Origin of the sequence: Veillonella rogosae JCM 15642 (assembly GCF_002959775.1) — a bacterium.
Lineage (GTDB): Bacteria > Bacillota > Negativicutes > Veillonellales > Veillonellaceae > Veillonella > Veillonella rogosae.
The window spans coordinates 1-21,722 of sequence record NZ_PPCX01000013.1 but is presented as its reverse complement, the minus strand read 5'-3'; the positions used below and the strand labels follow the sequence as shown (position 1 = coordinate 21,722).

Sequence of the window (21,722 nt, the reverse complement as noted above, 5' to 3'; positions counted from 1 at the left end):
AATTAGAATATACTGTTTATTATATGAATCGTTAAATTTTGAGGTATCTCAATTAATAAAATCGTGTCTTAGAAATAGATAATAGAGTTAGATTTTGCTTGGTTTTAAATACTATATTCTATAAAAGCGATTTATCTATATTTGGCAACGTTGATGTTGGAATTCAAGTTGCATAGGAAGAAAAACTTATAAATATGTGGTTTTCTGAATTATGCGTTTTATTAATAAATACAGTTTATTACTTATTTATAGGCTGTTTCGAGTTTGTTTAAATTGAATAACTATTGCATACTTATGTAGCAGAGGTTATACTATCGGTAGAAGGAGTTTTTTAAGTGAAAAGTGAGGTAAGTATATGGCATGGGGTGGAACTAGACGCGGTGCCGGGCGCCCACGTAATCCTATTAAACGTATTGGTAGAACTATTCGACTCAGTGATGAAGAATTTCTTTCACTAAAACCCTTGATCATGGCCATTAAGGCAAATAATGATAAACGATATAGGCAACAATGTGCTAGAAACGCATAAATATATATAGATGGATAAATATATAAACGCATACACAACTAATTAGGCATTGTCACAGCATATACAACTTAATAAACTTTAAATCTAATTTACAATAACCCATTATTCCTAAATCTTTCAACTACAACACATCTCTACTCTCTAAATCATATGCTGTGTGCAATACAAGTAGTACGAAAAAGGTCCCAATTCATTTGAATTGGGACCTTTTTCGTTTGTTATATTGCTATAATTTTAGGAATCCGTATATTACGTAGCAAATTCCTGAATTATAATCTAAGTACGCTTAGTGAAATAATATGAGCAGCTGCACATATATTGGGGTATATTAAAAATTTATAAAATGATTACTTTTGATGTTAGATTTATTCATTTTAATAAGCTTATTGTTATTTTGATATATGAAAAACTGCTTAGAATAGCTATAATAGACTTATATGTATAGATGTAAGCTTAGGAGGTGTTAGCTTGTTACAAGATTTATTATCCGAGGATAATGTATCGTTTCACTATCCCGCTGAAACGTGGGAAGAGGTAATTCGTCACGGTGGCCAACTCATGGTTGATGCTGGTTTTACTGATCCATCTTATACAGAGGCTATGGTTGAGGTGGTACGCGAAATGGGTCCATATATTGTATTGGCCCCAGGTCTTGCGATGCCACATGCTCGTCCTGAACATGGCGCAAAACGAGTAGGTACAGCCTTAGTAACGTTGGAAAAACCATTGAACTTTGGTAGCCCAGATAATGACCCTGTATCTGTAGCATTGTTCTTATGTGCTCCTAACAAGGATGAACACATTCAATTGTTGACAGATATTGCTACGTTATTTGAAGATGACGAGTTTTTAGATGCAGCAGCTGATTTTGAAAGTATTGAAGATGTACAAGCATTCTTGGCAGAGCATTTAGAAGATCAAGAATACGTTTAGGAGGAGGCAAATATGATTTCTGTATTAACTGTATGCGGTAATGGCATTGGTTCTAGCTTGATGCTAAAAATGAAAATCGAAGAGATTTGTGCTGAAAACGGTATTGATGCACAAGTTGAGTCTATCGATTTTAATGCAGCACAAGGCCGTAAGGCTGATCTTATCGTAACTGTAAAAGAATTGGCAGAACAATTCGAAGGTAAAAATATCGCTATTGTTCGCAGCTATATTAATAAAAAGAAAATCACAGAAGATGTTCTTGAAGCATTAAAACAAGCTGCGCAATAATTTTTAACAACTATATATAGGAGGTAGTGCCATGGAAATGGTATTAGAGTTCTTACGTGACGTGCTGTCTCAACCAGCACTTTTAATTGGTATTATGTCATGTGTAGGCTTAATTGCTTTGAAACGTCCGTTTCATAAGGTAATGACAGGTACATTGAAACCGATTCTTGGCTACTTAATGCTCGCAGCAGGCGCTGGCGTTATCGTTAGCAATCTTGATCCACTAGGCAAGATGATTGAACATGGCTTCCATATTACTGGCGTTGTACCAAACAATGAAGCTATCGTGGCGGTGGCACAAAAGGTTCTTGGCGTTGAAACGATGTCTATTCTCGTAGTAGGCTTATTGATGAACTTATGTATTGCTCGTTTCACCAAGTTCAAATATGTGTTCTTAACAGGTCATCACAGCTTGTTTATGGCATGTCTCATGTCTGCCGTACTCGGCACTGCAGGTTTGTCTGGTATGGAGCTCATCCTTGTGGGTGGTTTCTTGATGGGCGCATGGTCTGCAATTTCTCCAGCGATTGGTCAAAGCTACACATCTAAAGTTACTGATGGTGATGAAATTGCGATTGGTCACTTTGGTAGTTTAGGTTATTATCTATCTGCTTGGGTTGCTCAATATGTAGGTAAAGCTGAAGATAGCACAGAAGATATTGAAATCCCTGAAAAATGGGGCTTCTTGCGTGACTCCACATTATCTACTGCATTGACTATGATCGTATTCTATTTGATTGCAGCTATTGCAGCAGGCTCTGAATTCGTATCTACTTTATCTGGTGATATGAGTCCTTACTTATATGCTGTTATGAGTGCTATGAACTTTGCTGTAGGCGTAACAATCGTATACTCTGGTGTACGTATGATCTTAGGTGATTTGATTCCTGCCTTCCAAGGTATTGCTACAAAAATTATTCCTAATGCCATCCCAGCTGTAGACTGTGCTGTATTCTTCACATATGCTCCAACAGCTGTAGTATTAGGTTTCCTTAGCTCTTTCATCGGCGGTATCATCGGTATGCTTATCCTTGGTGCTGTAGGTGGTGTATTGATTATTCCTGGTCTTGTACCACACTTCTTCTGTGGTGCTACAGCAGGTATCTATGGTAATGCTACAGGTGGTCGTCGTGGTGCCGTAGTAGGTGCGTTCCTTAATGGTTTAGCTATTACATTCTTGCCAGCAATGGCGCTTCCAGTTCTTGGTCAATTAGGCTTCCAAAATACAACATTTGGTGATGCGGACTTTGCCGTAATGGGCCTTGTATTAGGTAATGCTTATGAGTGGGTAGGTATGGCTGGTATTTATGGTATCGTAGCTATTGCCGCATTAGTACTTATCATTCCTAACTTTATCAAAACAAAAGGTAAAGTAATTAACTACGTAGAAGAGGATTAATGAAAACAACTGAGCAACATAGTAATGTTGTAGTTAGATATGTATTTCTGGCCATTGGTGCAATCAGTTTTGCCCTCGGTACAGCAGGCATCGTACTACCACTGTTGCCAACAGTTCCGCTTTATATGCTAACATTATTTTGTTTAGCCCGAGGATCTGAACGATTTCATAAAATGTTTTTGGAGTCTAGTTTATATCAAAAGACTGTTGGTGCTTATGAACGCGATAAAGCGTTGACATTGCGGACAAAGTTGTCCATTCTCGCTTCTGTTACTACCATAATGGCTATTGGCGCCTATTTTAGTCAAAATATGCCAGTTGCTCTTATCGTGATGGGTCTCGTATGGATTGGTCATGTAATAGCATTAGCCTTTATTGTAAAAACAAAAAAATAAAGAATTATCTCTGATAATTCTGAATATAGCCTTGTAAGTTAGACTGCATTGGTTTAACTTGCAAGGCTTATTTTATTGTAAAATCAATAACACATAGGTAGGCTGTGTAATACATAGAGTCTAATGAACAAAGTCTTATATATTACTGAAAATATCTTATATGGATTACAAATAGGAAAAACTTATATTATTAAAGAAAAATGAATTATTACTATTTTTAATTTGACAATGGATATCAATAAGTATACTATGATAATTATGTATATAATAATTTTTATAGTATTTGTGTATTTGGTGATAGTATGAATCCACATAATCATGCAGTTTCACATGCAGGAAATTCTATGTCGAGACATACAGTGTTTGACGGTATCGATTTGATGTTCCTTGATGTGAAGCAAGAAACAATTCAATTTTATGCAAAATCACATACAAAGACGTTTGCCATAAATCATTGTGAAGAAGGGCGCATTGAGTGCAAGTTTACATCTGGTGACTATTTATATATGGGGCCAGGTGATATGTCCATAGGGTGGCATATTCATGCTGATTATCAACATGAGAACTACTTCCCTACAAAGCTCTTTAAAGGGATTGTATTACTCGTAGATGTTGAAAAGGCTCAACCCGTATTAGATGCACTTGTGACTGAAGCGCGCATCGATTTGACACAATTAGCAAATCGATTCTGTGAGCATTCTGACTTTGGTATGATGATGGAAGAGACAGAATCTGTTCGTCAGATTTTTTCCAGTTTATATAAAGTGCCTGATCAAATCAAGGGGCACTATTTTAAATTAAAAGTTATTGAAATCTTCTTACTGTTATCTGTTATTTCTACAACTAATCATGAAAAGAGAAGCTCCTATCGTAAACAACAAGTAGATATTGTAAAAGCTGTTAATGAACATATATCTACACAGTTTATGAAACGTATAACCATAGATTCCTTGTCTGAGCAGTTTGATATTCCTACATCAACATTAAAGCGTTGTTTTAAAGGGGTATATGGTACGACAATCCATCACTATTTAAAGGAATGCCGTATTAATGCAGCTAAGCGCTTGCTTCAAGAGTCAGATCGATCTATTTTAGAAATTGCTAATGCCGTAGGCTACGAGAATGGTAGTAAATTTACTAGTGCATTCAAAGAGGCCACAGGTGTAACGCCTAGTGCGTATCGTAAAGTATAAATACTTTAAGCCCAACTAAACCAAGGCATGCATTATAGTGTTAGTAATATTTAAAATATAATTATTTAAGGCTTAGACTAGTAGGTTATAAAAACTTAATATTGTCCGAAATGTATATTTTTGGTCTTTTCGGAGTAGATATGCAAGATACACTTTGCTAACATTAAAATGTGAATGATATTCAATGTCATTATATGTTGGTAAAGTGTATCTTTTTTCTTTTTGTGTGGGAGATACAAAACTTATGGTTAGTTAGAATTTGAGGAGGGCACAATGAACCGGTGGGGACATACAAAGCGCAACATCATTCTGTCTAGTGCAGTTGCCTTATGGCTTAGCGCACCTCTCGTAGTTTGGGCGGATAATGCGACTGTCACGACAGATGTGGTTCATGTTAAAGGAACATGGGCTGAAGAAGCAGCAAAATTAGACTCACAGCAAGTGCAAATCATTACCAAGAAAGAGATTGAAAAGAAACAGGCGAAGTCCGTCGAAGACATTATATTTACTCAAACAGGTGTATCTAGAACCGTTGATGCTATGGGCCGTGTTGGTGTATCCATCCGCGGTGCAGAAGCGCGTCACACACTGATCCTTGTAGATGGTCAACCTGTACTAGGCGATTTTGATAAGTACTCTGGTGCAGCAGACGAAGTGCAACGACTAGGTACAGAAAACGTTGAACGTATAGAAGTTATTCAAGGTGCTGCCAGTGCTAAATACGGCTCTGATGCTGTAGGTGGTGTAGTTAATATCATCACTAAAAAGGCACAAAAGAAACCATCTTTGCAATTAAATGCAGAAGGCATGCGTCGCAAGAGCGATGGCGATGCGTTCCCATTCCAAAACTTCTTCATTCGTGCCGATTCCGGCCAAATGGGGAAATTGAAGGTCGGTTTATCCGGTAGTAAACGAGATCTCATGCCTGTATTGGCATCCGTTAGCCGCCGTGAATCCGGTATGGCTTTTGACTACGCAAAACATAATTTTAAGCCTAATGTACTCCGTTACTATGGCGATGCGGCCGATATCGGTCTTGTAGCAACTTATGATGCAAATGATAAAAATAAATTTGAAATGCGTCTCAACCGGTATACAGAAGATCTTGTGCGCGATGTTAAACACTCTGACTCCGACTTAGAGCCTCAACAACACTTTAAACGTACTGCAGATCGTAATACGGCAAACTTGCAGTGGTCCTCTCGAGCTGGTAAAAGCGACTGGACTGTTGAAACTAACTACTCCCGCATCAAAGAAAATGATGTAGCCCTCATTAGTTATACTGGTCGTTCTGCTTATGAAGGCTCCAATGAGTTGCGCTATATCGATAATATCGATCACCGTCAATTAGACATTCGAGCTAATGCGAATACACAACTCAACAAAAATCACTTGCTTAGCTACGGCGTAAGCTATGCTCGTGAAGAAGGCTCTGGTAGCCGATTGAAGAGCTCTCCTAATACAAGCACAATGTACATCGATCCATGGGAATACGATAAGAGCTTGCTAGTGGATAAACTCGATCGTCTTGTAAGACGTAAAGGTGATAACAGTATTAAGGTATATTCTCACATCCACGACTACAAATTCATCAATTCCGGTGGTGGCATGCCGCAATGGGATATGGATTATGAATACTATGGTGCCGAAACAGATGCTCAAAAACCAGGTATTACATACGATGACTATATAAACTATGGTTTATCTGAAAGTCGATTAAGTGATTGGTCTAGTACATCCCCTAATAATCAACCTGTAACGGATGAGTTTAAAGCTCGTTATAAAGCTTTAGAAGATCGTTTAAAAGCAGAAAATCCTGTATTATCTGCTACACGTGCCAATATCGTAGGTGACTACTTTAAATATGGCGAGTCCAATGATCCAGAAATGCGTAAAAAAGCGCCTAAGTTAAATGGTAAAGCCTTCTTAGAAGAGTACCGTAATCGAGACCAACGATTGACTACTGGTAGCGGTTCCATCCGCAAGTTAAACGCTTATATTTCTGATACATGGCAAGTGAATAAAAACTTAACATTATCTCCAATTCTTCGCTTTGATAACAGTAGCTTGTTTGGTTCTAACTTATCTGCTTCCTTAGGTATGACCTATAACGTAAATGGTAATACACACCGTAGATTTAAAGCCAATGTAGGTACTGGTTATACAGAGCCTGGTATGGGTGAATTGTGGTATAACTGGGAAATGTACGCTTCTAACCCTGTAGGGATTGGTGTAGCGAAGCTCGGTTGGTACTGGGCTGGTAATCCTAATTTGAAACCTGAAAAATCTGTCAACTTTGATATGAGCTTGGAAGGTGAAAATAAAAATACTTATGCGCGCGTAGGCGTATTCCACAACCGCATCAAGAACTATATGTCTGTATACTTCACAGGGGACTTTATGGACTTTGCACCATACCTCAAAGGCGATGCGAAGTACCAACGGGCCCCAGATATGATTTACAGCTTTAAAAATATTGGTAAAGCAGAAATCACAGGTGTTCAAGCGGAAGTACAACAAAAGTTCGGCAAATATTGGTCTGGTAAGTTAGGTTATACATACTTGCATGCCATCAACAAGAGCGATCCAAGTATGCCTCGTCAATTGCTTGATAAACCAATGCACAAAGTTGACATCGGTATTACTTATGACAATCCTAAATCCGGTTGGAATGGATCCATTTGGGGTGATTATTATATCAACATGCTTGATAGTAATACCCTTAACAATGGCGGTAACTACTGGCCAGATATCTTGTCCGGTGATGCAGGCGTTTATAATAAGCAAACCTATGAAAAGAAAACATTTGGCATTTGGAACGTAATGGTTCAAAAACGATTCAATAAAAATGCCATGATGTACTTTGGTATCAACAATATCTTTAACCATCGCGATGATGACCGTGCTACACAAGAACGGGTATATCGTGTGGGGGTTAATCTTAAATTTGGTGGTGGCGACAGCAGCAAAACTACAGCAATCGGCAAATCTAAGGATGGCACAACTGTTAATGCAGTAGGGGCTAATGGCGAAGTAGTAAATGCAGAATCTGGTGTACAAAATGTAGCTGATGTAGTTCGTTTAACTGACTTTATTCGTTCTGATTTTGATACCACAAAAGAGCGTGGTGTTACATTAGTTGGCGACTACAGAGCGCGTTGGATGGCACATGATGGCTCTAATAGACCGCAATCTCCATTTAGAGCGAATTCTGCTATTGGTTCTGCGAAAGCGAATATGTACGATGCTAATCGTCATAGCTTTGAACAACGCTTACGCCTTGGTTTCGATGCACGCCTTAATGAGTTTACAAACCTCAAAGTTATCGGCAGCGCGACTGGTATGAGTGGTGTAGATACAAGCTGGACTCAATCTGATTCTAAAGGCTTTAACCATCAACGACTCGATACAGTGGATCTCACGAGACGCGTTAAAAAATGGGACGTATCTGTGGGCCGCTTAACAGAGCCTATGGGTGCGAGTGGCTATTGGTTTGGTCAGTCTTATGACGGTGTTCGTGCCGTTTGGAACGGTCATGACTCTCAAGTTCGTATCGGTGTTGGTACTTTCAAACATAGTACAGGTATCACTGATTCTGCCTATACTCACGCAGTACATGAAGTTATCTACAGACCGCCAACAGCGGCTGAGTTAATCGGTATTAATCGCGATGAATTCCCATACGATATTGAAAGTGCTACTAAAACAGGTTCTGATGGAGAGAAAAAATCTAGTGAAGATACAGCTGCACCAGATAGCCCTAATGGTATTTATGATTCTACTTATAAAGGTAAGACAGATAGCATTTACTTCTATCAACAACTGAAAGAATTGCAAGCTGAATATGAAGCTTATAAAGAAACCTTGGATTTAAGATGGAGTAATCCAAATCGCGATCAAGAGCTTGAAAAGGCAAATGCTAAGCTTGTGGAAACACAACAAAAACAAGCTCAAGTGATGAGCCGCTTACAAGATATTCTTGCTAAGGCATACCCTACAGATATGGCTGAGAAGAAATTCTCCCTCGATATTCCATCTGGTGGTTATGCAATGTATGAAATCACTAATAAGAATACAGGGGAAAAACTCTATAAGACTGGGGACATTATGTATAATGTGAACTCTTCTTTATACCCTGAATACTTAAAAGAAAAGGCTAAAGGTCTTATCGTATCTGCTGATAATAAAGATGCTTTAGTAAACCCTAAAGCCTATGTTGAAAAACATGGTGACGAGATCAATCAATCTGTAGCAGAAATTGCTAAATATAATGCTACAGATAACTGGAGCAACTATAACAATAGTGAGCTTGATGTGGTTTGGGTTAAACAGCCAGATGGCACGTTCAAACAATCGTATGATTACTATGGACAACCATCTAGTGATTATGACTTCACTGGTTACTTAGGTGCTAAAACATATAAATACGATAGTGGTAGCTATGTATTTAGCGATTTTGATGCTAAAGATGCGATTTACAAAAAGAACTTTACAATGGCCTCCAATGATTGGGGTGAAGGTAGTTCTTACTATGGTTGGGGCATGCCAAATGCATTGTTCAACTATATGTATAATCTTGAAAAAGTTGTACATGATGCAGAGTCTGAAAATAAATTACCTCGTGAAGCGATTGGTAAGATCATTGGCAACTTGATTCAAACAGAAGGGGTAGTTCTTGAAAAAGATACTGTACCAGCTATTGATAAAGCCGCCTTTGTTCAATACAAGAAACAAATAGGCTCTCGTCTTGGTTTACAAGCGTGGTATTTACGCTCCTTTGGCGGTAAAACGCATACATACCTAAATGCAAATGGCAACGGTAATGACGAACATAGCTTCTCCGATGTAGCCCATGTATTTGGTATCGGCGCTAAATATCAATTAGGTGCTAATGCATCTGTTACAGTTGATTACGGCCAAAACCGTTCCAACTTGGGCCGTTATTTAAATGGTAACACTGTATACCAACACGAACGTGGCACAGCAGACTTTGCTCTTAAAGGTCATCAAATGGGTGGTACACCACACTTCTGGATGGCTCGTCTAGATATTGGTCGTGCCGACCTAGATATTCCAAAATCTTGGAATGCGTTCATCGATTACAAACACTTTGAACATGGCTCCTTCTTCGGTGGCAATGGTACTGGCGCGGTACCGGATCGTTATCTTGACGGTATTCGCAGCTTTACATTTGGTGCTGGCTATGTACCTCGCAAGGATTTACTCCTTGAGGCATTCTACACGTTCGATGCGAAGGGTACTAATAAACGAGATACGTTATATGGTAGTGAAAGCTTTAAGTTAGGCGATTATACAAGAATTCAAGGGACCTACAGGTTCTAATATTCAGTCTGTAAACAGGCAGAAAGGTTACTAATATGGAAAACTTAAATTATGTCATTCACTTGTTTTATAGCGGTGGGTATGTAATGTATCCATTATTACTCTTGTCTTTCATGGTTATCGCTATCGCTGCAGAACGAGCTTTCTACTATCGCAAATATGCCGGTAAAACTTTCGTTGTTACCCATGCAGTCAATGAACTAGCAAAATTACAAAATTGGGCAGAAATCGATAAAGTAATCAAAGAAAATCCATCTATTGCGAGCCGTATTGCAGAAGCAGGTTTAAAAAATGCTTCTAGTGAGGAAGCTATGAAAACAGCCTTTGCTGACCAAATGGGTGTAGACGCAGTAGGCTTCCGTAAATATATGGACTACCTCAGTGCAACAGTAACAATCTCCCCATTGTTAGGTTTGCTTGGTACTGTAACAGGTATGATTGGTTCTTTCAGTATCCTTGACTCTGGTGCGGGCGCATCCGCTATTACTGGTGGTGTTGGTGAGGCCCTCATCGCTACAGCATCCGGTTTGTGCGTAGCCATCATGGCATTCATTGTGTACACATTCTTTAGCCATCGTTTAGATTCTATTATTAATCAAATTGAAGGTATGTGCGTGAGTATCGTTAGTGCTAAACGAGAAGGGTGGAAATAATTATGAACTTACAAAGCTTTCGTATGAAAACAAAGCCTGAATTCATGATTATTCCAATGATTGATATTATCTTCTTCTTGTTGGTATTCTTCATGATGAATAGCTTACAAACAGTGGCTCAAAAAGCATTATCTGTACAATTACCACAAGCTACTAGTGCATCTGCACCGGCTCAGTTACCAGTTGTATTTACACTTGATGCGGAAGGGCATATTACAATTGATAACAATCCAATGAGTATTGATCAAGCAGAAGCTATGATTAAACAACGGATTCAAGAAAATCCTAACGCTAGTGTTATCTTACAAGCCGACAAACGTGCAGCTCATGGTCAAGTAGTAGCGATTATGGATATGCTAAAACAATCTGGTGTTAAACGCTTGGCTATTGCAGCTGAACAGAAAGGATAACTATGGGACTAGGCATATCATGGAAAAAAGCAGCCATTATATCCGCCGTAGTTCATCTAGTTGCTCTATTTATTGCAGTTATCTTTTTCGTAGTGGTTCCAGCGATTCAAGAAATGGAAACCTATGAAATCGACCTCACACAAAGTGTTCTCGATGATGGCGGCAGTGGTCATGCCGGCGGTGGTGGCGGTAATAGGTCAGACCTATTCCCTAAACCATTATCGGCTGATGAAGTAGTGGCAAGAACAAAGGCTGTTGTAGCAAATGTTGATCCATCTCCAGCAACAGATATTCCTGATGCAGTAGATGTGGCAGCTAAAGGAAACGAACATAAAGGTAATCCATCTGGCGATAATTCCGCAGGGGGTTCCGGCTCCGGAAATGGTGGCGGCTCTGGCGGTGGTAACGGTACAGGTGTTGGCACTGGTAATGGTGATGGCCAAGGTCAGGGAAATGGCAACGGTAATGGCAATGGTAATGGTGATGGTCATGGTACAGCGAAAGCTGTATTTGATAAGGCCGGCTTCTATGCTGCAGTAGATAGCCAAAAACAAATTCCTTATGCAGCGATAAAGCGTAAGATGAATGTAGATACTACCATTTTGGTATCGGCGCGTTTAGATACAGAGGGTAACTTAATTAGCGTTTCACCATTGAGTGGCGGTGATGAGCTCTTTGTAGAAGCGGCCCTTGATGCAGTACGTCGTGCCACACCATATCCAAATCCTACAGGTGATATACAGCCGGTAGAGGTTCCTGTACACTTTGTCGTACAGGCTGATGGTGAAGATGAAGAAGAATAGACCTATTTAAGTAATATACTCATCCAAGAACTAAAGGAGCTAATTATGAAATCAATTATTTTATATTCTTCCCTCACGGGAAATACAAAAAGCGTAGCGGAAGCAATGGCTTCTGTAATGCCTGAAGGTACACCTTGCGTTCCTGTAAAAGAAGCGCCTCAGAATTTAGCTGATTATGACACTGTTTTCGTAGGCTTCTGGGTAGACCGTGGTACAGCAAATAAAGAGGCCGCAAAATTGATTGAAACCTTAACAAATCCTAACATCGTATTCTTTGCTACATTAGGTATGTATGCAGATTCCGATCATGCTCGTGAAAGTATTGAAAAAGCATCTGAATTACTACAACATAAAGAGTCCCTTGTAGATGGATTCGTATGCCAAGGTAAAATTGATCCAAAAGTCATCGAAATGATGTATAAAATGTTCCCACCTGGATCTGCTCATGGTCAAAGCCCTGAACGCGATGCCTTACATAAAGCGGCTGAAACGCATCCAGACGAACAAGACTTTGCAAATGCAAAAGAATTTACAAAATCTGTACTTGCAAAGTTGCAAGCCTAAACTGAAAGGGGATTGGAGTATGAGTTTAGCAAGTTTCTTTGAATCCATTCCGGAGAAACAACGCAATCTACAATTAGGTTTAGAATGCGATAATCCGATGAGTGGTGCATTCCCTCATAAACGGGTTGTTCATGCAGGGCTAAATGGTACTTTAGTTTCGCCAAAGGAAACACAAGCCGTTTGGGATACCTTAATGAATGGCACGCCTAAAAAGGGTGAAATGCAATGTGCCTATATTCACATTCCGTTTTGTAAGACTAAATGCACATATTGTGGCTTCTTCCAAAACGGTACGAGTCAAAGTGTAGAGGACCAATATATTGATGGCCTTGTTAGCGAGTTGAAACTAGCTAGTGAGCGTCCAAGATTAAAAGATGGGTTAATCCATGCTGTATTTATTGGTGGGGGCACACCAACATCGTTATCTCCCGCAAACTCCGAAAGATTGCTAAAAGCCATTAAAGAGTATTTGCCACTAGCTAACGATTACGAGCTTACCTTAGAAGGTCGTATTCACGATTTGATTCCTGAAAATCTCGATGTTTGGATGGCAAACGGCGTAAACCGCATGTCTATCGGTGTACAATCTTTCAACACAGAAGTTCGTCAAATGGTAGGCCGTCTAGATACGAAAGAAACCGTATTAGAACGTCTAGCAGCATTAAAGGCCTATGGTCAATGTTCTGTTGTTATCGACTTAATCTATGGTTTGCCTGGTCAAACTATGGAGGTTTGGGAACAAGATCTAGCTGATTTAGTAAGCTCTGGCGTAGATGGTGCTGACCTATATCAATTAAACGTATTTGATGGTAGTGATCTTAATAAAGATATTGCAAAAGGTAAGGTGCCAGCTGCTGCGACAACAGCAATGCAAGGGGATATGTTCAAATTCGGTCGTAAGTACCTTGATGAGCGTTCCTATCGCCGATTAAGCGCAGCTCACTGGAGTGCTAATAATCGTGAACGTAGCTTGTATAATATCTTGGCTAAAGCGGGCGTGCCTATGTTCCCATTTGGTAGCGGTGCCGGTGGTAATATGGATGGGTACGGCATGATGTTACATCGTGCATTAAAGCCATACGAAGATATGGTTAGTCGCGGTGAAAAACCATTCATGGCTCTTATGAAACAAAGTGAGTTACAACCCGTCGTAAATCAAGTGGTAAGCCAACTTGAACAAGGGTTCCTCAATATTATGAGTTTGGTAACACTAGATCCAAGACTAGAAGAATTAAACTGGCTCTATAAATTATGGGAAGAACGTGGTCTTGTAGCTTACAATGGGTTACTTTATAAATTGACTGCAGCTGGTGAATTCTGGACTGTAAATCTTACACAAAGTACCTTGGAGGCTGTGGAGTATATCATGACTGGTAAAAACTCCTTCGCTATGGAAGCGGTGGCCGCCCAAGATACGAAAACAACGTCTAAAGATAATCCTAACCAAGAGGTACGTGGTATTGGTCAAGGTAAAGCTAATATTTCCGTACCAACAGATGAAGATTCCGAAGCACAACGCAAGGAAGCCCTTATTGCTAAGGCAAAAGCAGAAATTGCGAAAAGCGGTGCATCTGGCGAGTCAGCAGAGCGAATGGTACAGGCTATGTACAATTTGAGTGCTGATGAAATTGAATATATGATGGAACGTATGATGTCTTAACCTGTTATATTACACCTTATATCTAACAACCTTTCTCACACACAACATATACTAAACAAGACAAATTACGTGACATACAGTACAATGTACTACAAAGTAGCCCCAGACCATGGTCTGGGGTTTACTTTTTATAAAGTGGAAGGTATTCTGTAATAAAAGAGCTAGAGTATAATTGTTGTATGAATAGTTGTGGTTTCGGAGTTAGGAGATTAGTATGAGTACATTTCCTCAAAAATATATAGATATTGTTGGCATAGGTGCCAGTACATTAGATCGATTTATCGTCGTCGATCATTATCCTACAGGCCGTGAGGTACAACAAGTCGTATCGTCTACTACAGATGGTGGTGGGCCAGTGGCTACAGCACTAGCGGTGGCAGGAAAATATGGTGCCCGTACCGCTATGATTGATAGCATTGGTGATGACATGGTAGGTCGTCATATATTAGATGACTTTGAAAAATACAATGTTAATACAGAGGCAATTCAAGTTGAAAGCGGTGCTAACAGTGGCGTGGCAACAATCCTCGTAAAACAGAGTACTGGTGAGCGTGCTGTATTTTTTGAACGGTCTACTGCAACTGAGCCTGAGTTTTTGGATACCCATAAGCAGCTAATAGAATCTGCCTATATTTTGCATATCAATGGTCGACATCGCCAACTCATGCGCTCTGCTATGGCCGTTGCAAAAGAGGTAGGCACTATCATTTCTTTAGATGGTGGTGCTCAGCGCTACGATAAAGACATGAAGCCTATTACAGAAGCCAGTCACATCGTTATCGTAGCTCGTGATTATGCTGAAAAATATACGGGCACAACTAATTTAGAAGATGCTTGTCGTATCATTCATGAACGAGGTGCCCTCGTTGCCGGTGTTACGGATGGTGCTAATGGTAGTTATTTCGTATGGCCTGATGGAACATCTTATCGATGTGAACCATTTACTCAAGCTACCGTAGTAGATACAACGGGGGCTGGAGATAGCTTCCATGGGGCTTTTTTAGCTAATTTAGTACATACAATTAATCATATGAAGGGTCAAGACACAACTTCGACGACTAAGCATGACTGTGCATCTATACATGCTGTAGAGTTGCTCAAAGCTTGTGCGCATTCTGATTTAGAGAAGGCCGCTATTTTTGCATCTGCGGTAGCTTCTTTAAATACACAAGGCATAGGCGGGCGCAGCCCACTACCAACGTTAAAGTCAGTGCAGGAACTGATAGGATAGGACTACAGTTATGTGGCAAAATACTTCAAAAAATCAAGTTCAGCAATATATGCAACAAAATCCTTATCGTCTATTAGCCCTTAGCTTTTTGGCTGCCATGACCATAGGGACGATATTACTTATGTTGCCCATATCAAATGCTCAAGGCCATAGTACAACGCTTGTAGATGCAGCTTTTACCGCAGTATCTTGTGTTTCTGTAACAGGATTGGCAACAGTAGATACCTATCATCATTGGTCCTTGTTTGGCAAAATCGTCATGGTAATCCTTATTCAATTAGGTGGTTTGGGGATTGTTTCTTTTACTACTATTATTGCTCTAGTATTAGGGCGACGGGTAGGTCTGAAAAATCGCGTGCTTTTGTCAGAGGATGTAGGGCAAGATGGCATGAAAGGGCTTCTACACATTACGAAGAAGCTAACCATTTATACATTTTGTGTCGAAATTATTGGGGGTATTATCTATACTATTCAGCTATATCCCTATATTGGTAATGCTGCTTTATATACGGGGATTATGCAATCTATTTCCAGCTTTTGTAATGCAGGATTTATATTCTTTGATAATGATCTACCTTATGCTATGGTGGGCGATGTATTATTTAATATGAATACAATGGCCCTTATTGTAATAGGTGGTTTTGGTTATCTCTCAACTTTTGATATTTGGTCGCATCGCAAGCTACGACGATTTGTAGATTTAAAACTACATACAAAAATAATGTTAGTTGGCACAACGGCGCTCATCCTTTTAGGGACTATTATTTTCTTGGGGGTTGAGTGGGCGAATCCCAAAACGTTTGGCCCTTTACCTATATGGAACAAGGTCATGGCATCTCTGTTTCAATCGATTACACCTCGTACAGCGGGTATTGCAACAGTAGATTATAATGATTTACATCCAATTACCCTGTTTATTACCATCATTTTTATGTTTATTGGGGCAGGTCCTAACTCCACAGGGGGCGGTGTTAAGATTAGTACCATTGCCGTCGCTTTTCTAGCATCGCGTACATTATTTAATAACCGTCCTGATACAGAGGTTTTTGAACGTCGTATTTCGTTGGTTACTGTACTTAAGGCAAATGGGATAATCTTTTTATCTATCCTCCTTGTTTTACTTGCTACTTGCTATTTGGCTTGGGATGAACCGTATAACTTTATTCGATTACTTTTTGAGGTAACCTCAGCCTTTGGGACCGTAGGCCTTACAACGGGTATTACACCTGATTTATCTGAAAGTAGTAAATGGGTGTTGATGCTTGTCATGTTTACGGGGCGTGTAGGGGTTATGACTGTAATTGGCACCTGGGCTTTAAGAACGGCACCGACTAAGCCAATCGGATATGCAGAGGAAAATGTACTGTTATAAAAGTTAATTAAAATTAATCGAGACTAATGTAAAAGAGGTAAGAAATGAAACATAAAACAATTGCTGTTATAGGGCTTGGTCGATTTGGTAGTACCATTGCTAAGATGTTAGCCTCTATGAATCATGAAGTGTTAGGTGTAGATATTGACTCTGAAGTTGTCCAAAAAATATCTCCCTTTATTACTCATGCTATAGTAGCGGATACTACTGATGAAGAGGCAATTAAGGCGTTAGCTTTGAGTCAATTTGATTTGGTTATTGTGGCTATAGGTGGAAATCTTCAAGCTAATTTAATGACAGCAATGCTTCTTAAAGAATTAGATGCACCTAAAATTGTGGCCAAGGCTGAAAATAATATACAAGGCAAAATGCTTCATAAAATAGGTGTAGATCAAGTGATTTACCCTGAATATGATATGGCATTACGCCTCGTACAGTTTTTAACTAGAGACCATGTGATGGATTATTTACAACTATCTAAAAACATCAGTCTTATAGAAATAAAAATGCCTTCATTCTTGGTGGGATCTTGTTTAAAGGATTCAAATTTGCGTGAAAAATATAATCTTAATGCAGTAGGTATAAGACGCGGTGAGGATTTAGAAGTTCCACCAAATCCAAGTACTATTCTCGGTGAAGATGATAAATTATTAGTCATTGGGAATAATTCTGATTTAGATGCATTAACGATGTAGTGAGTATACGAAAGTAATATAACTATATCGAAAAATTGTGATATAATTAGAGTAGAATTCAGTATAGGTCATACGTATTCGTATGACCTTTTTACATAGAAAAGAAGGTTATTATGACAGAGGAACAATATATAACAGCGCTGACCAATAACCCACATGGGATTCGGAATATTCCAAATCCAACGGAAACGATGCAGCTTACTTGTGTAGCTCAAAACGGTATGTTGCTTCAATATATCAAAGACCCTACTCAAAAGGTTATTGAAACGGCGCTTTCACAAGCACCACGAGCAATACAGTTCGTAGAAAACCCTACAGAAGAATTGTTAAGTGCCTTAGTTGAAAAGGATTGGGCTATTTTAGAATATATAAACAATCCGTCTGACTCGCTAATTCAAAGTGCATTAGCACAATCTGGTTGGGCCATTCGCTATATAACAAATCCGTCAAAAGAGTTGCAATTAGAAGCGGTAAAGACAAATTACGATGCGCTACAATATATTAAAGAACCTAGCGAAGTAGTCCAATTACAAGCTGTACAGGAAAATTATTTAGCCTTGCGCTATATTAATGCGCCAAGCGTAGCTGTGCTAGAGGCGGCCGTGAAGCAAGATCCTCAGGCGATGCGTCAAATTACAAATCTTTCAAAGGAATTAGCGTTACACCTATTTAAAGTGAGTGCACCTATCTTAGGCTATATCCCTAATACATTAGGTGTTACGGTGGATGAAATTAAGGCTATCATCGTAGAGGCTGTTTCTAGTGATAACATTGATGCGGACTATATTCGTGAATTGATCAACAATAAAGCTATCGGTGGACGCCAATCTAAATGGCCTATCGATCTATTGTCACTCATTGATGCATACGGCACTAGAGCAGTAAAGAAAATCGCAGTAGGCGAATATTTGAAGTATTAGAACGGAGATACAATGAACTTTATAGATACAATGGCGAGCGTTGAATTAGTGCTTGCCGCAAATCAAGTACCATTGCTCGTTGGTGAAACGGGCATCGGTAAAACATCTCTCGCAGCGCGCGTAGCAGATGTACATGATTGGGAACTCGTTACTATCGACGGTAACCTTTTAAAAGAAGGTGAAATCGGCGGTTTGCCTACGGTGGAAACGGTGATGCACACAGATGGTCATGGCCTCACTCGTGAAGTGAAAACTACGGTATACGCAGTACATCATACATTGGAACATGTGGCACAAGCCGTAGATAAAGGCCGCCAAGTATTGCTGTTTATCGACGAAATTAACCGTGCGGAACATGCGGTACAACAAGAGTTGATGAACCTTATCTTGAATCGTGAAATCAATGGTTTCTCCTTGAGTGATCAAGTGCGTATTATCGCCGCTATGAACCCTGAGGATTCCTTTGATTACCAAACGATTGATATGGATCCTGCCCAACAAAACCGTTTTGTATGGCTCTATATGAATGCAGATTACATGCAATGGATCGATTGGGCTATCGGCGCAGGTATTGAAGAAAAGGTTATCGAATTCATTTCTTCTTATCCTGAATATTTAAATCAACGTCACGAAGACGATATCGATGCCACACCTCGTTCCTTTGAACGCGTGTCTGGTCTATATACGATTTATAAAAACCAAGAGGGGTCAGCTTACAGTCGTGACGTATTTATGAATGTTATCCGCGGTAACGTTGGTAAACTTATTGCGGAGGCTTTCGTAAGCTTTATCGAGTCCGATCAGGAACCGCTCATTACCTTTGATGATGTATTAACAGCAGTTCAAAAACCAGGTGCTATTATGTCTATGGCTGAACAGGTTAAAGGTGAAAGCCCAACTCGTCTATATGTAGCGGCTAAAAATATGTTGCACCGTTTAAATCGCAATAGTAATGCAGAGGAAATTCATCACTTTGTGGAATTCTTAACACTATACCCAGGAGATTTGCGTGTAGCAGTTATGAAAGATTTACGCAACACTTATGAGCGCGTATACGCCTATGCCATTGAAGATGACTTGTTCGTCGATACTTTCTTTGAAGCACAAAAATAGTTCTGTCTTATAGTTAGCTAAATGAAGTTGTCTATATAGATAAAAGAATTTAGTGAATGATTGGGTATACGATAACCAATATATAAAACATGATATACATAACTGATGTTTAACGAAAAGGAGGTGGAATGATGCAACGAAATTTAGATAAGGACGATATTCGCGATGCGTCTGACTTACTGACGCATATTGATGGTTGGGAAAAAACTGGCTCTTATGATGCGGATGCCATTGAGGCACTCAATCGTTGGCATGCGAAACGAGAGCGGATTCATCGTGAAGCAGAGGCTTTATATGCGCAAATATATGCAACCTATGAGGCCTATGTAGATAGCTATGAAGAGCAACATCATAGTATGGCACCTGAACGTATAGCAGCGGACTTGATGAACCATAATATGTCTGACAGCCATATCGGCACTATTGGTCGCGCTCTTGAAGATGTAGAAGTAGAAGGTACAAATCTTGCCGTTATGCAGCAAGCCGTTATGACACCTGTCTTTGAGCAACGATTATGGAATATTTTGCATGATGTAAATAGCCTACTCCTTGAAGAGGACCAATTCTTTGGTTATTTTTATTTACAAATGGCTCATCGCATTCGCTTTGATATGACCAGTGCTTTTGGTATTAACCTAAAACAAGGTGGCTATGTACTTTATGTAAATCCGTTTATCTTATTACGCCAACCGCCGGATGTGATGAAGGATGGCATTAAGCGCGAAATTCTTCATATTATTTCGGCTCACTTGATGCGGGTGAAAGCATTGAGCCAAGGCTTTCACAAAACAGCCGTTCACATGGCCATGGATATGGTGGTAAACGATTATCTTGAACATGTGGACCGTGATGCGGTAACGGTAGCTAATGTGAATGAGCGCTTTGGTTTATTGTTAAAACGGTTCCGTACCATTGAGTACTATGCGAAGGCTATCGACAAGGTTATGAAAGAGAAGGCAGATCTCTTTGTGCCTATCGACAATGCAGAAACGGCAGTAGCCATGGAGTTTGATCCTCAAACAAGTCATGATATTTGGGATGAATCTGATTCTATTGACACCGATACGATGGATCAAATTACGGAGCGTTATATTAACGAAGCCTCCAAAGGCGATATGGAAGGCTATGTGAAAAGTCTCATCGATACGTTCCAAAAGACGCGTCGAGCCTTGCCTTGGTATTTTTACCTTAAAAAATTGATGGGTAAGGTAGCCAGCGGTTACAAAAAAACGACGATGCGTCGCAATCGTCGTCAGCCAGAGCGCCTCGAATTATCAGGCACCTTGCGACAACATAAGGCGAATGTGTGGGTAGCCCTCGATATGAGTGGTAGTATTACCGATGTTGAGTTTACCAATGCATTAGAGCAAGTACTGCAAATTGTACATGCCTATAATCACCGCATTACCGTAGTGGAATGCGATAACGAAGTGCGCCGTACCTATACGATGGAATCGGTGAAGGACGTTAAGCCGCGCCTCGATGTGCGTGGTGCCACAGCCTTTGCGCCTGTGTTCTCTTTAGCTAATCAAAATCGTGTGGATTTACTAGTTTACTTTACGGATGGCAAAGGAGAGGAGCGCCTTCGAGAAGCTCCAAAAGGCTACAAAGTACTTTGGGTACTGACAGGTGAGAACCCTCAATTATCTTTGCACAATCCATATGGTTTAGTTCGAGAGCTAGGCTATGTAGGTGTAGATGAAACACAAGATATTGATGAATTTGTACGCATGGCTAATCGTGGGGGCTTCTCCATGGCAAACCAAGAATTCTAGCCTAATAGGTTTTCACTTTTTGCGATCTTAGTTTAGAACTAAGATATGCTTGGGGTAGACTTAAGATACGGGGTTATAGGACAAAAAGTGTGTGTGACTAATCCCAATAAGTTGGAAAATCTGTAGACATATGTAGCTCATTCCAAACAGGAGCATCCCCCCATTGAGGGATTGAACGATCTATTTGGCAATAATCAGATAACCGTTTGTAGATAGCAGTAATCGATTCATCTGTAGGCATATAATTTAATATATCTGAAATAGAAAGCGGTCTTGGTGAGTGCATATAGCACCACCAATAGACCGCTTTTAGTCTTCTTTCAAGTGAAAGACCCCTATGAGCCCGTAACATACTTCTTAGTTGAGCATTTACTCCACCTTCAATACGATTATTTGTTGTAGGTATTGTAATATCAAAACATTCCAAAAAAGTAAATAAAGTTTGT

At 39.7% G+C, this 21,722-nt stretch carries 18 protein-coding genes and 1 pseudogene; 18 read left to right on the top strand and 1 reads right to left on the bottom strand.

The features are described 5' to 3' along the window. Positions 1-355: 355 nt before the first annotated feature. The 18 genes from VRHSUH09_RS10435 to VRHSUH09_RS09385 all read left to right on the top strand — a co-directional run bounded on the left by VRHSUH09_RS10435 (position 356) and on the right by VRHSUH09_RS09385 (position 21,276). Positions 356-529: a hypothetical protein gene (locus tag VRHSUH09_RS10435; RefSeq protein WP_167386491.1), complete on the top strand. Its 174-nt coding sequence runs from the start codon at positions 356-358 to the stop codon at positions 527-529. Positions 530-997: 468 nt separating this feature from the next. Next, on the top strand, positions 998-1,462 hold the full coding sequence (locus tag VRHSUH09_RS09465) for a PTS sugar transporter subunit IIA (RefSeq protein ID WP_105082029.1): 465 nt from the start codon (positions 998-1,000) through the stop codon (positions 1,460-1,462). A 12-nt stretch (positions 1,463-1,474) separates the two neighbouring features. Next, on the top strand, positions 1,475-1,750 hold the full coding sequence (locus VRHSUH09_RS09460; RefSeq protein ID WP_009351056.1) for a PTS sugar transporter subunit IIB: 276 nt from the start codon (positions 1,475-1,477) through the stop codon (positions 1,748-1,750). Positions 1,751-1,781: 31 nt separating this feature from the next. Beyond that, a complete protein-coding gene (locus VRHSUH09_RS09455; protein WP_105082028.1) occupies positions 1,782-3,149 on the top strand; it encodes a PTS ascorbate transporter subunit IIC in 1,368 nt (455 codons plus the stop codon). Then, positions 3,149-3,544, top strand: a complete 396-nt coding sequence (locus tag VRHSUH09_RS09450; RefSeq protein ID WP_054748621.1) for a YbaN family protein — start codon at positions 3,149-3,151, stop codon at positions 3,542-3,544. Before VRHSUH09_RS09455 ends, VRHSUH09_RS09450 begins: the two co-directional genes overlap by 1 nt. A 302-nt stretch (positions 3,545-3,846) precedes the next feature. Then, on the top strand, positions 3,847-4,737 hold the full coding sequence (locus VRHSUH09_RS09445; protein WP_105082027.1) for a helix-turn-helix transcriptional regulator: 891 nt from the start codon (positions 3,847-3,849) through the stop codon (positions 4,735-4,737). A gap of 273 nt (positions 4,738-5,010) precedes the next feature. After that, entirely contained in the window at positions 5,011-10,080 is a 5,070-nt protein-coding gene (locus VRHSUH09_RS09440; RefSeq protein ID WP_105082026.1) for a TonB-dependent receptor domain-containing protein, read from the top strand. Between the two features lie 35 nt (positions 10,081-10,115). After that, entirely contained in the window at positions 10,116-10,733 is a 618-nt protein-coding gene (locus tag VRHSUH09_RS09435; protein WP_105082025.1) for a MotA/TolQ/ExbB proton channel family protein, read from the top strand. A gap of 2 nt (positions 10,734-10,735) precedes the next feature. Further along, positions 10,736-11,143, top strand: coding sequence for an ExbD/TolR family protein (locus VRHSUH09_RS09430; RefSeq protein ID WP_039969325.1), 408 nt, complete (start codon positions 10,736-10,738; stop codon positions 11,141-11,143). A 2-nt stretch (positions 11,144-11,145) separates the two neighbouring features. Further along, positions 11,146-11,946, top strand: a complete 801-nt coding sequence (locus tag VRHSUH09_RS09425) for a TonB family protein (protein ID WP_054748619.1) — start codon at positions 11,146-11,148, stop codon at positions 11,944-11,946. A gap of 45 nt (positions 11,947-11,991) precedes the next feature. Beyond that, on the top strand, positions 11,992-12,510 hold the full coding sequence (locus tag VRHSUH09_RS09420) for a flavodoxin family protein (RefSeq protein WP_054748617.1): 519 nt from the start codon (positions 11,992-11,994) through the stop codon (positions 12,508-12,510). A 19-nt stretch (positions 12,511-12,529) separates the two neighbouring features. Then, positions 12,530-14,170, top strand: coding sequence for a heme anaerobic degradation radical SAM methyltransferase ChuW/HutW (gene hutW / locus VRHSUH09_RS09415; protein ID WP_105082024.1), 1,641 nt, complete (start codon positions 12,530-12,532; stop codon positions 14,168-14,170). 214 nt (positions 14,171-14,384) lie between these two features. Further along, positions 14,385-15,401 (top strand): carbohydrate kinase family protein, encoded by a 1,017-nt coding sequence (locus VRHSUH09_RS09410; protein WP_054748613.1) that lies wholly within the window; start codon positions 14,385-14,387, stop codon positions 15,399-15,401. Between the two features lie 10 nt (positions 15,402-15,411). Further along, a complete protein-coding gene (locus VRHSUH09_RS09405; protein ID WP_105082023.1) occupies positions 15,412-16,773 on the top strand; it encodes a TrkH family potassium uptake protein in 1,362 nt (453 codons plus the stop codon). Positions 16,774-16,817: 44 nt separating this feature from the next. After that, a complete protein-coding gene (locus VRHSUH09_RS09400) occupies positions 16,818-17,468 on the top strand; it encodes a potassium channel family protein (protein WP_105082022.1) in 651 nt (216 codons plus the stop codon). 113 nt (positions 17,469-17,581) lie between these two features. After that, positions 17,582-18,388, top strand: coding sequence for a DUF4116 domain-containing protein (locus tag VRHSUH09_RS09395; RefSeq protein ID WP_054748611.1), 807 nt, complete (start codon positions 17,582-17,584; stop codon positions 18,386-18,388). A 12-nt stretch (positions 18,389-18,400) separates the two neighbouring features. Beyond that, positions 18,401-19,501: an AAA family ATPase gene (locus VRHSUH09_RS09390; RefSeq protein ID WP_054748610.1), complete on the top strand. Its 1,101-nt coding sequence runs from the start codon at positions 18,401-18,403 to the stop codon at positions 19,499-19,501. Positions 19,502-19,632: 131 nt separating this feature from the next. Continuing rightward, a complete protein-coding gene (locus VRHSUH09_RS09385; protein ID WP_105082033.1) occupies positions 19,633-21,276 on the top strand; it encodes a vWA domain-containing protein in 1,644 nt (547 codons plus the stop codon). Between the two features lie 97 nt (positions 21,277-21,373). On the opposite strand, the pseudogene VRHSUH09_RS09380 reads toward VRHSUH09_RS09385, so the two are convergent. Next, positions 21,374-21,722: pseudogene (locus VRHSUH09_RS09380) on the bottom strand (IS256 family transposase); the annotation flags it as partial.

What these genes read in the sequence shown, in the direction of transcription:
- VRHSUH09_RS10435 (WP_167386491.1), top strand. Translation starts at nt 356, where the DNA reads ATGGCATGGGGTGGAACTAGACGCGGTGCCGGGCGCCCACGTAATCCT.
- VRHSUH09_RS09460 (WP_009351056.1), top strand. Translation starts at nt 1,475, where the DNA reads ATGATTTCTGTATTAACTGTATGCGGTAATGGCATTGGTTCTAGCTTG.
- VRHSUH09_RS09455 (WP_105082028.1), top strand. Translation starts at nt 1,782, where the DNA reads ATGGAAATGGTATTAGAGTTCTTACGTGACGTGCTGTCTCAACCAGCA.
- VRHSUH09_RS09450 (WP_054748621.1), top strand. Translation starts at nt 3,149, where the DNA reads ATGAAAACAACTGAGCAACATAGTAATGTTGTAGTTAGATATGTATTT.
- VRHSUH09_RS09445 (WP_105082027.1), top strand. Translation starts at nt 3,847, where the DNA reads ATGAATCCACATAATCATGCAGTTTCACATGCAGGAAATTCTATGTCG.
- VRHSUH09_RS09440 (WP_105082026.1), top strand. Translation starts at nt 5,011, where the DNA reads ATGAACCGGTGGGGACATACAAAGCGCAACATCATTCTGTCTAGTGCA.
- VRHSUH09_RS09435 (WP_105082025.1), top strand. Translation starts at nt 10,116, where the DNA reads ATGGAAAACTTAAATTATGTCATTCACTTGTTTTATAGCGGTGGGTAT.
- VRHSUH09_RS09430 (WP_039969325.1), top strand. Translation starts at nt 10,736, where the DNA reads ATGAACTTACAAAGCTTTCGTATGAAAACAAAGCCTGAATTCATGATT.
- VRHSUH09_RS09425 (WP_054748619.1), top strand. Translation starts at nt 11,146, where the DNA reads ATGGGACTAGGCATATCATGGAAAAAAGCAGCCATTATATCCGCCGTA.
- VRHSUH09_RS09420 (WP_054748617.1), top strand. Translation starts at nt 11,992, where the DNA reads ATGAAATCAATTATTTTATATTCTTCCCTCACGGGAAATACAAAAAGC.
- hutW (WP_105082024.1), top strand. Translation starts at nt 12,530, where the DNA reads ATGAGTTTAGCAAGTTTCTTTGAATCCATTCCGGAGAAACAACGCAAT.
- VRHSUH09_RS09410 (WP_054748613.1), top strand. Translation starts at nt 14,385, where the DNA reads ATGAGTACATTTCCTCAAAAATATATAGATATTGTTGGCATAGGTGCC.
- VRHSUH09_RS09405 (WP_105082023.1), top strand. Translation starts at nt 15,412, where the DNA reads ATGTGGCAAAATACTTCAAAAAATCAAGTTCAGCAATATATGCAACAA.
- VRHSUH09_RS09400 (WP_105082022.1), top strand. Translation starts at nt 16,818, where the DNA reads ATGAAACATAAAACAATTGCTGTTATAGGGCTTGGTCGATTTGGTAGT.
- VRHSUH09_RS09395 (WP_054748611.1), top strand. Translation starts at nt 17,582, where the DNA reads ATGACAGAGGAACAATATATAACAGCGCTGACCAATAACCCACATGGG.
- VRHSUH09_RS09390 (WP_054748610.1), top strand. Translation starts at nt 18,401, where the DNA reads ATGAACTTTATAGATACAATGGCGAGCGTTGAATTAGTGCTTGCCGCA.
- VRHSUH09_RS09385 (WP_105082033.1), top strand. Translation starts at nt 19,633, where the DNA reads ATGCAACGAAATTTAGATAAGGACGATATTCGCGATGCGTCTGACTTA.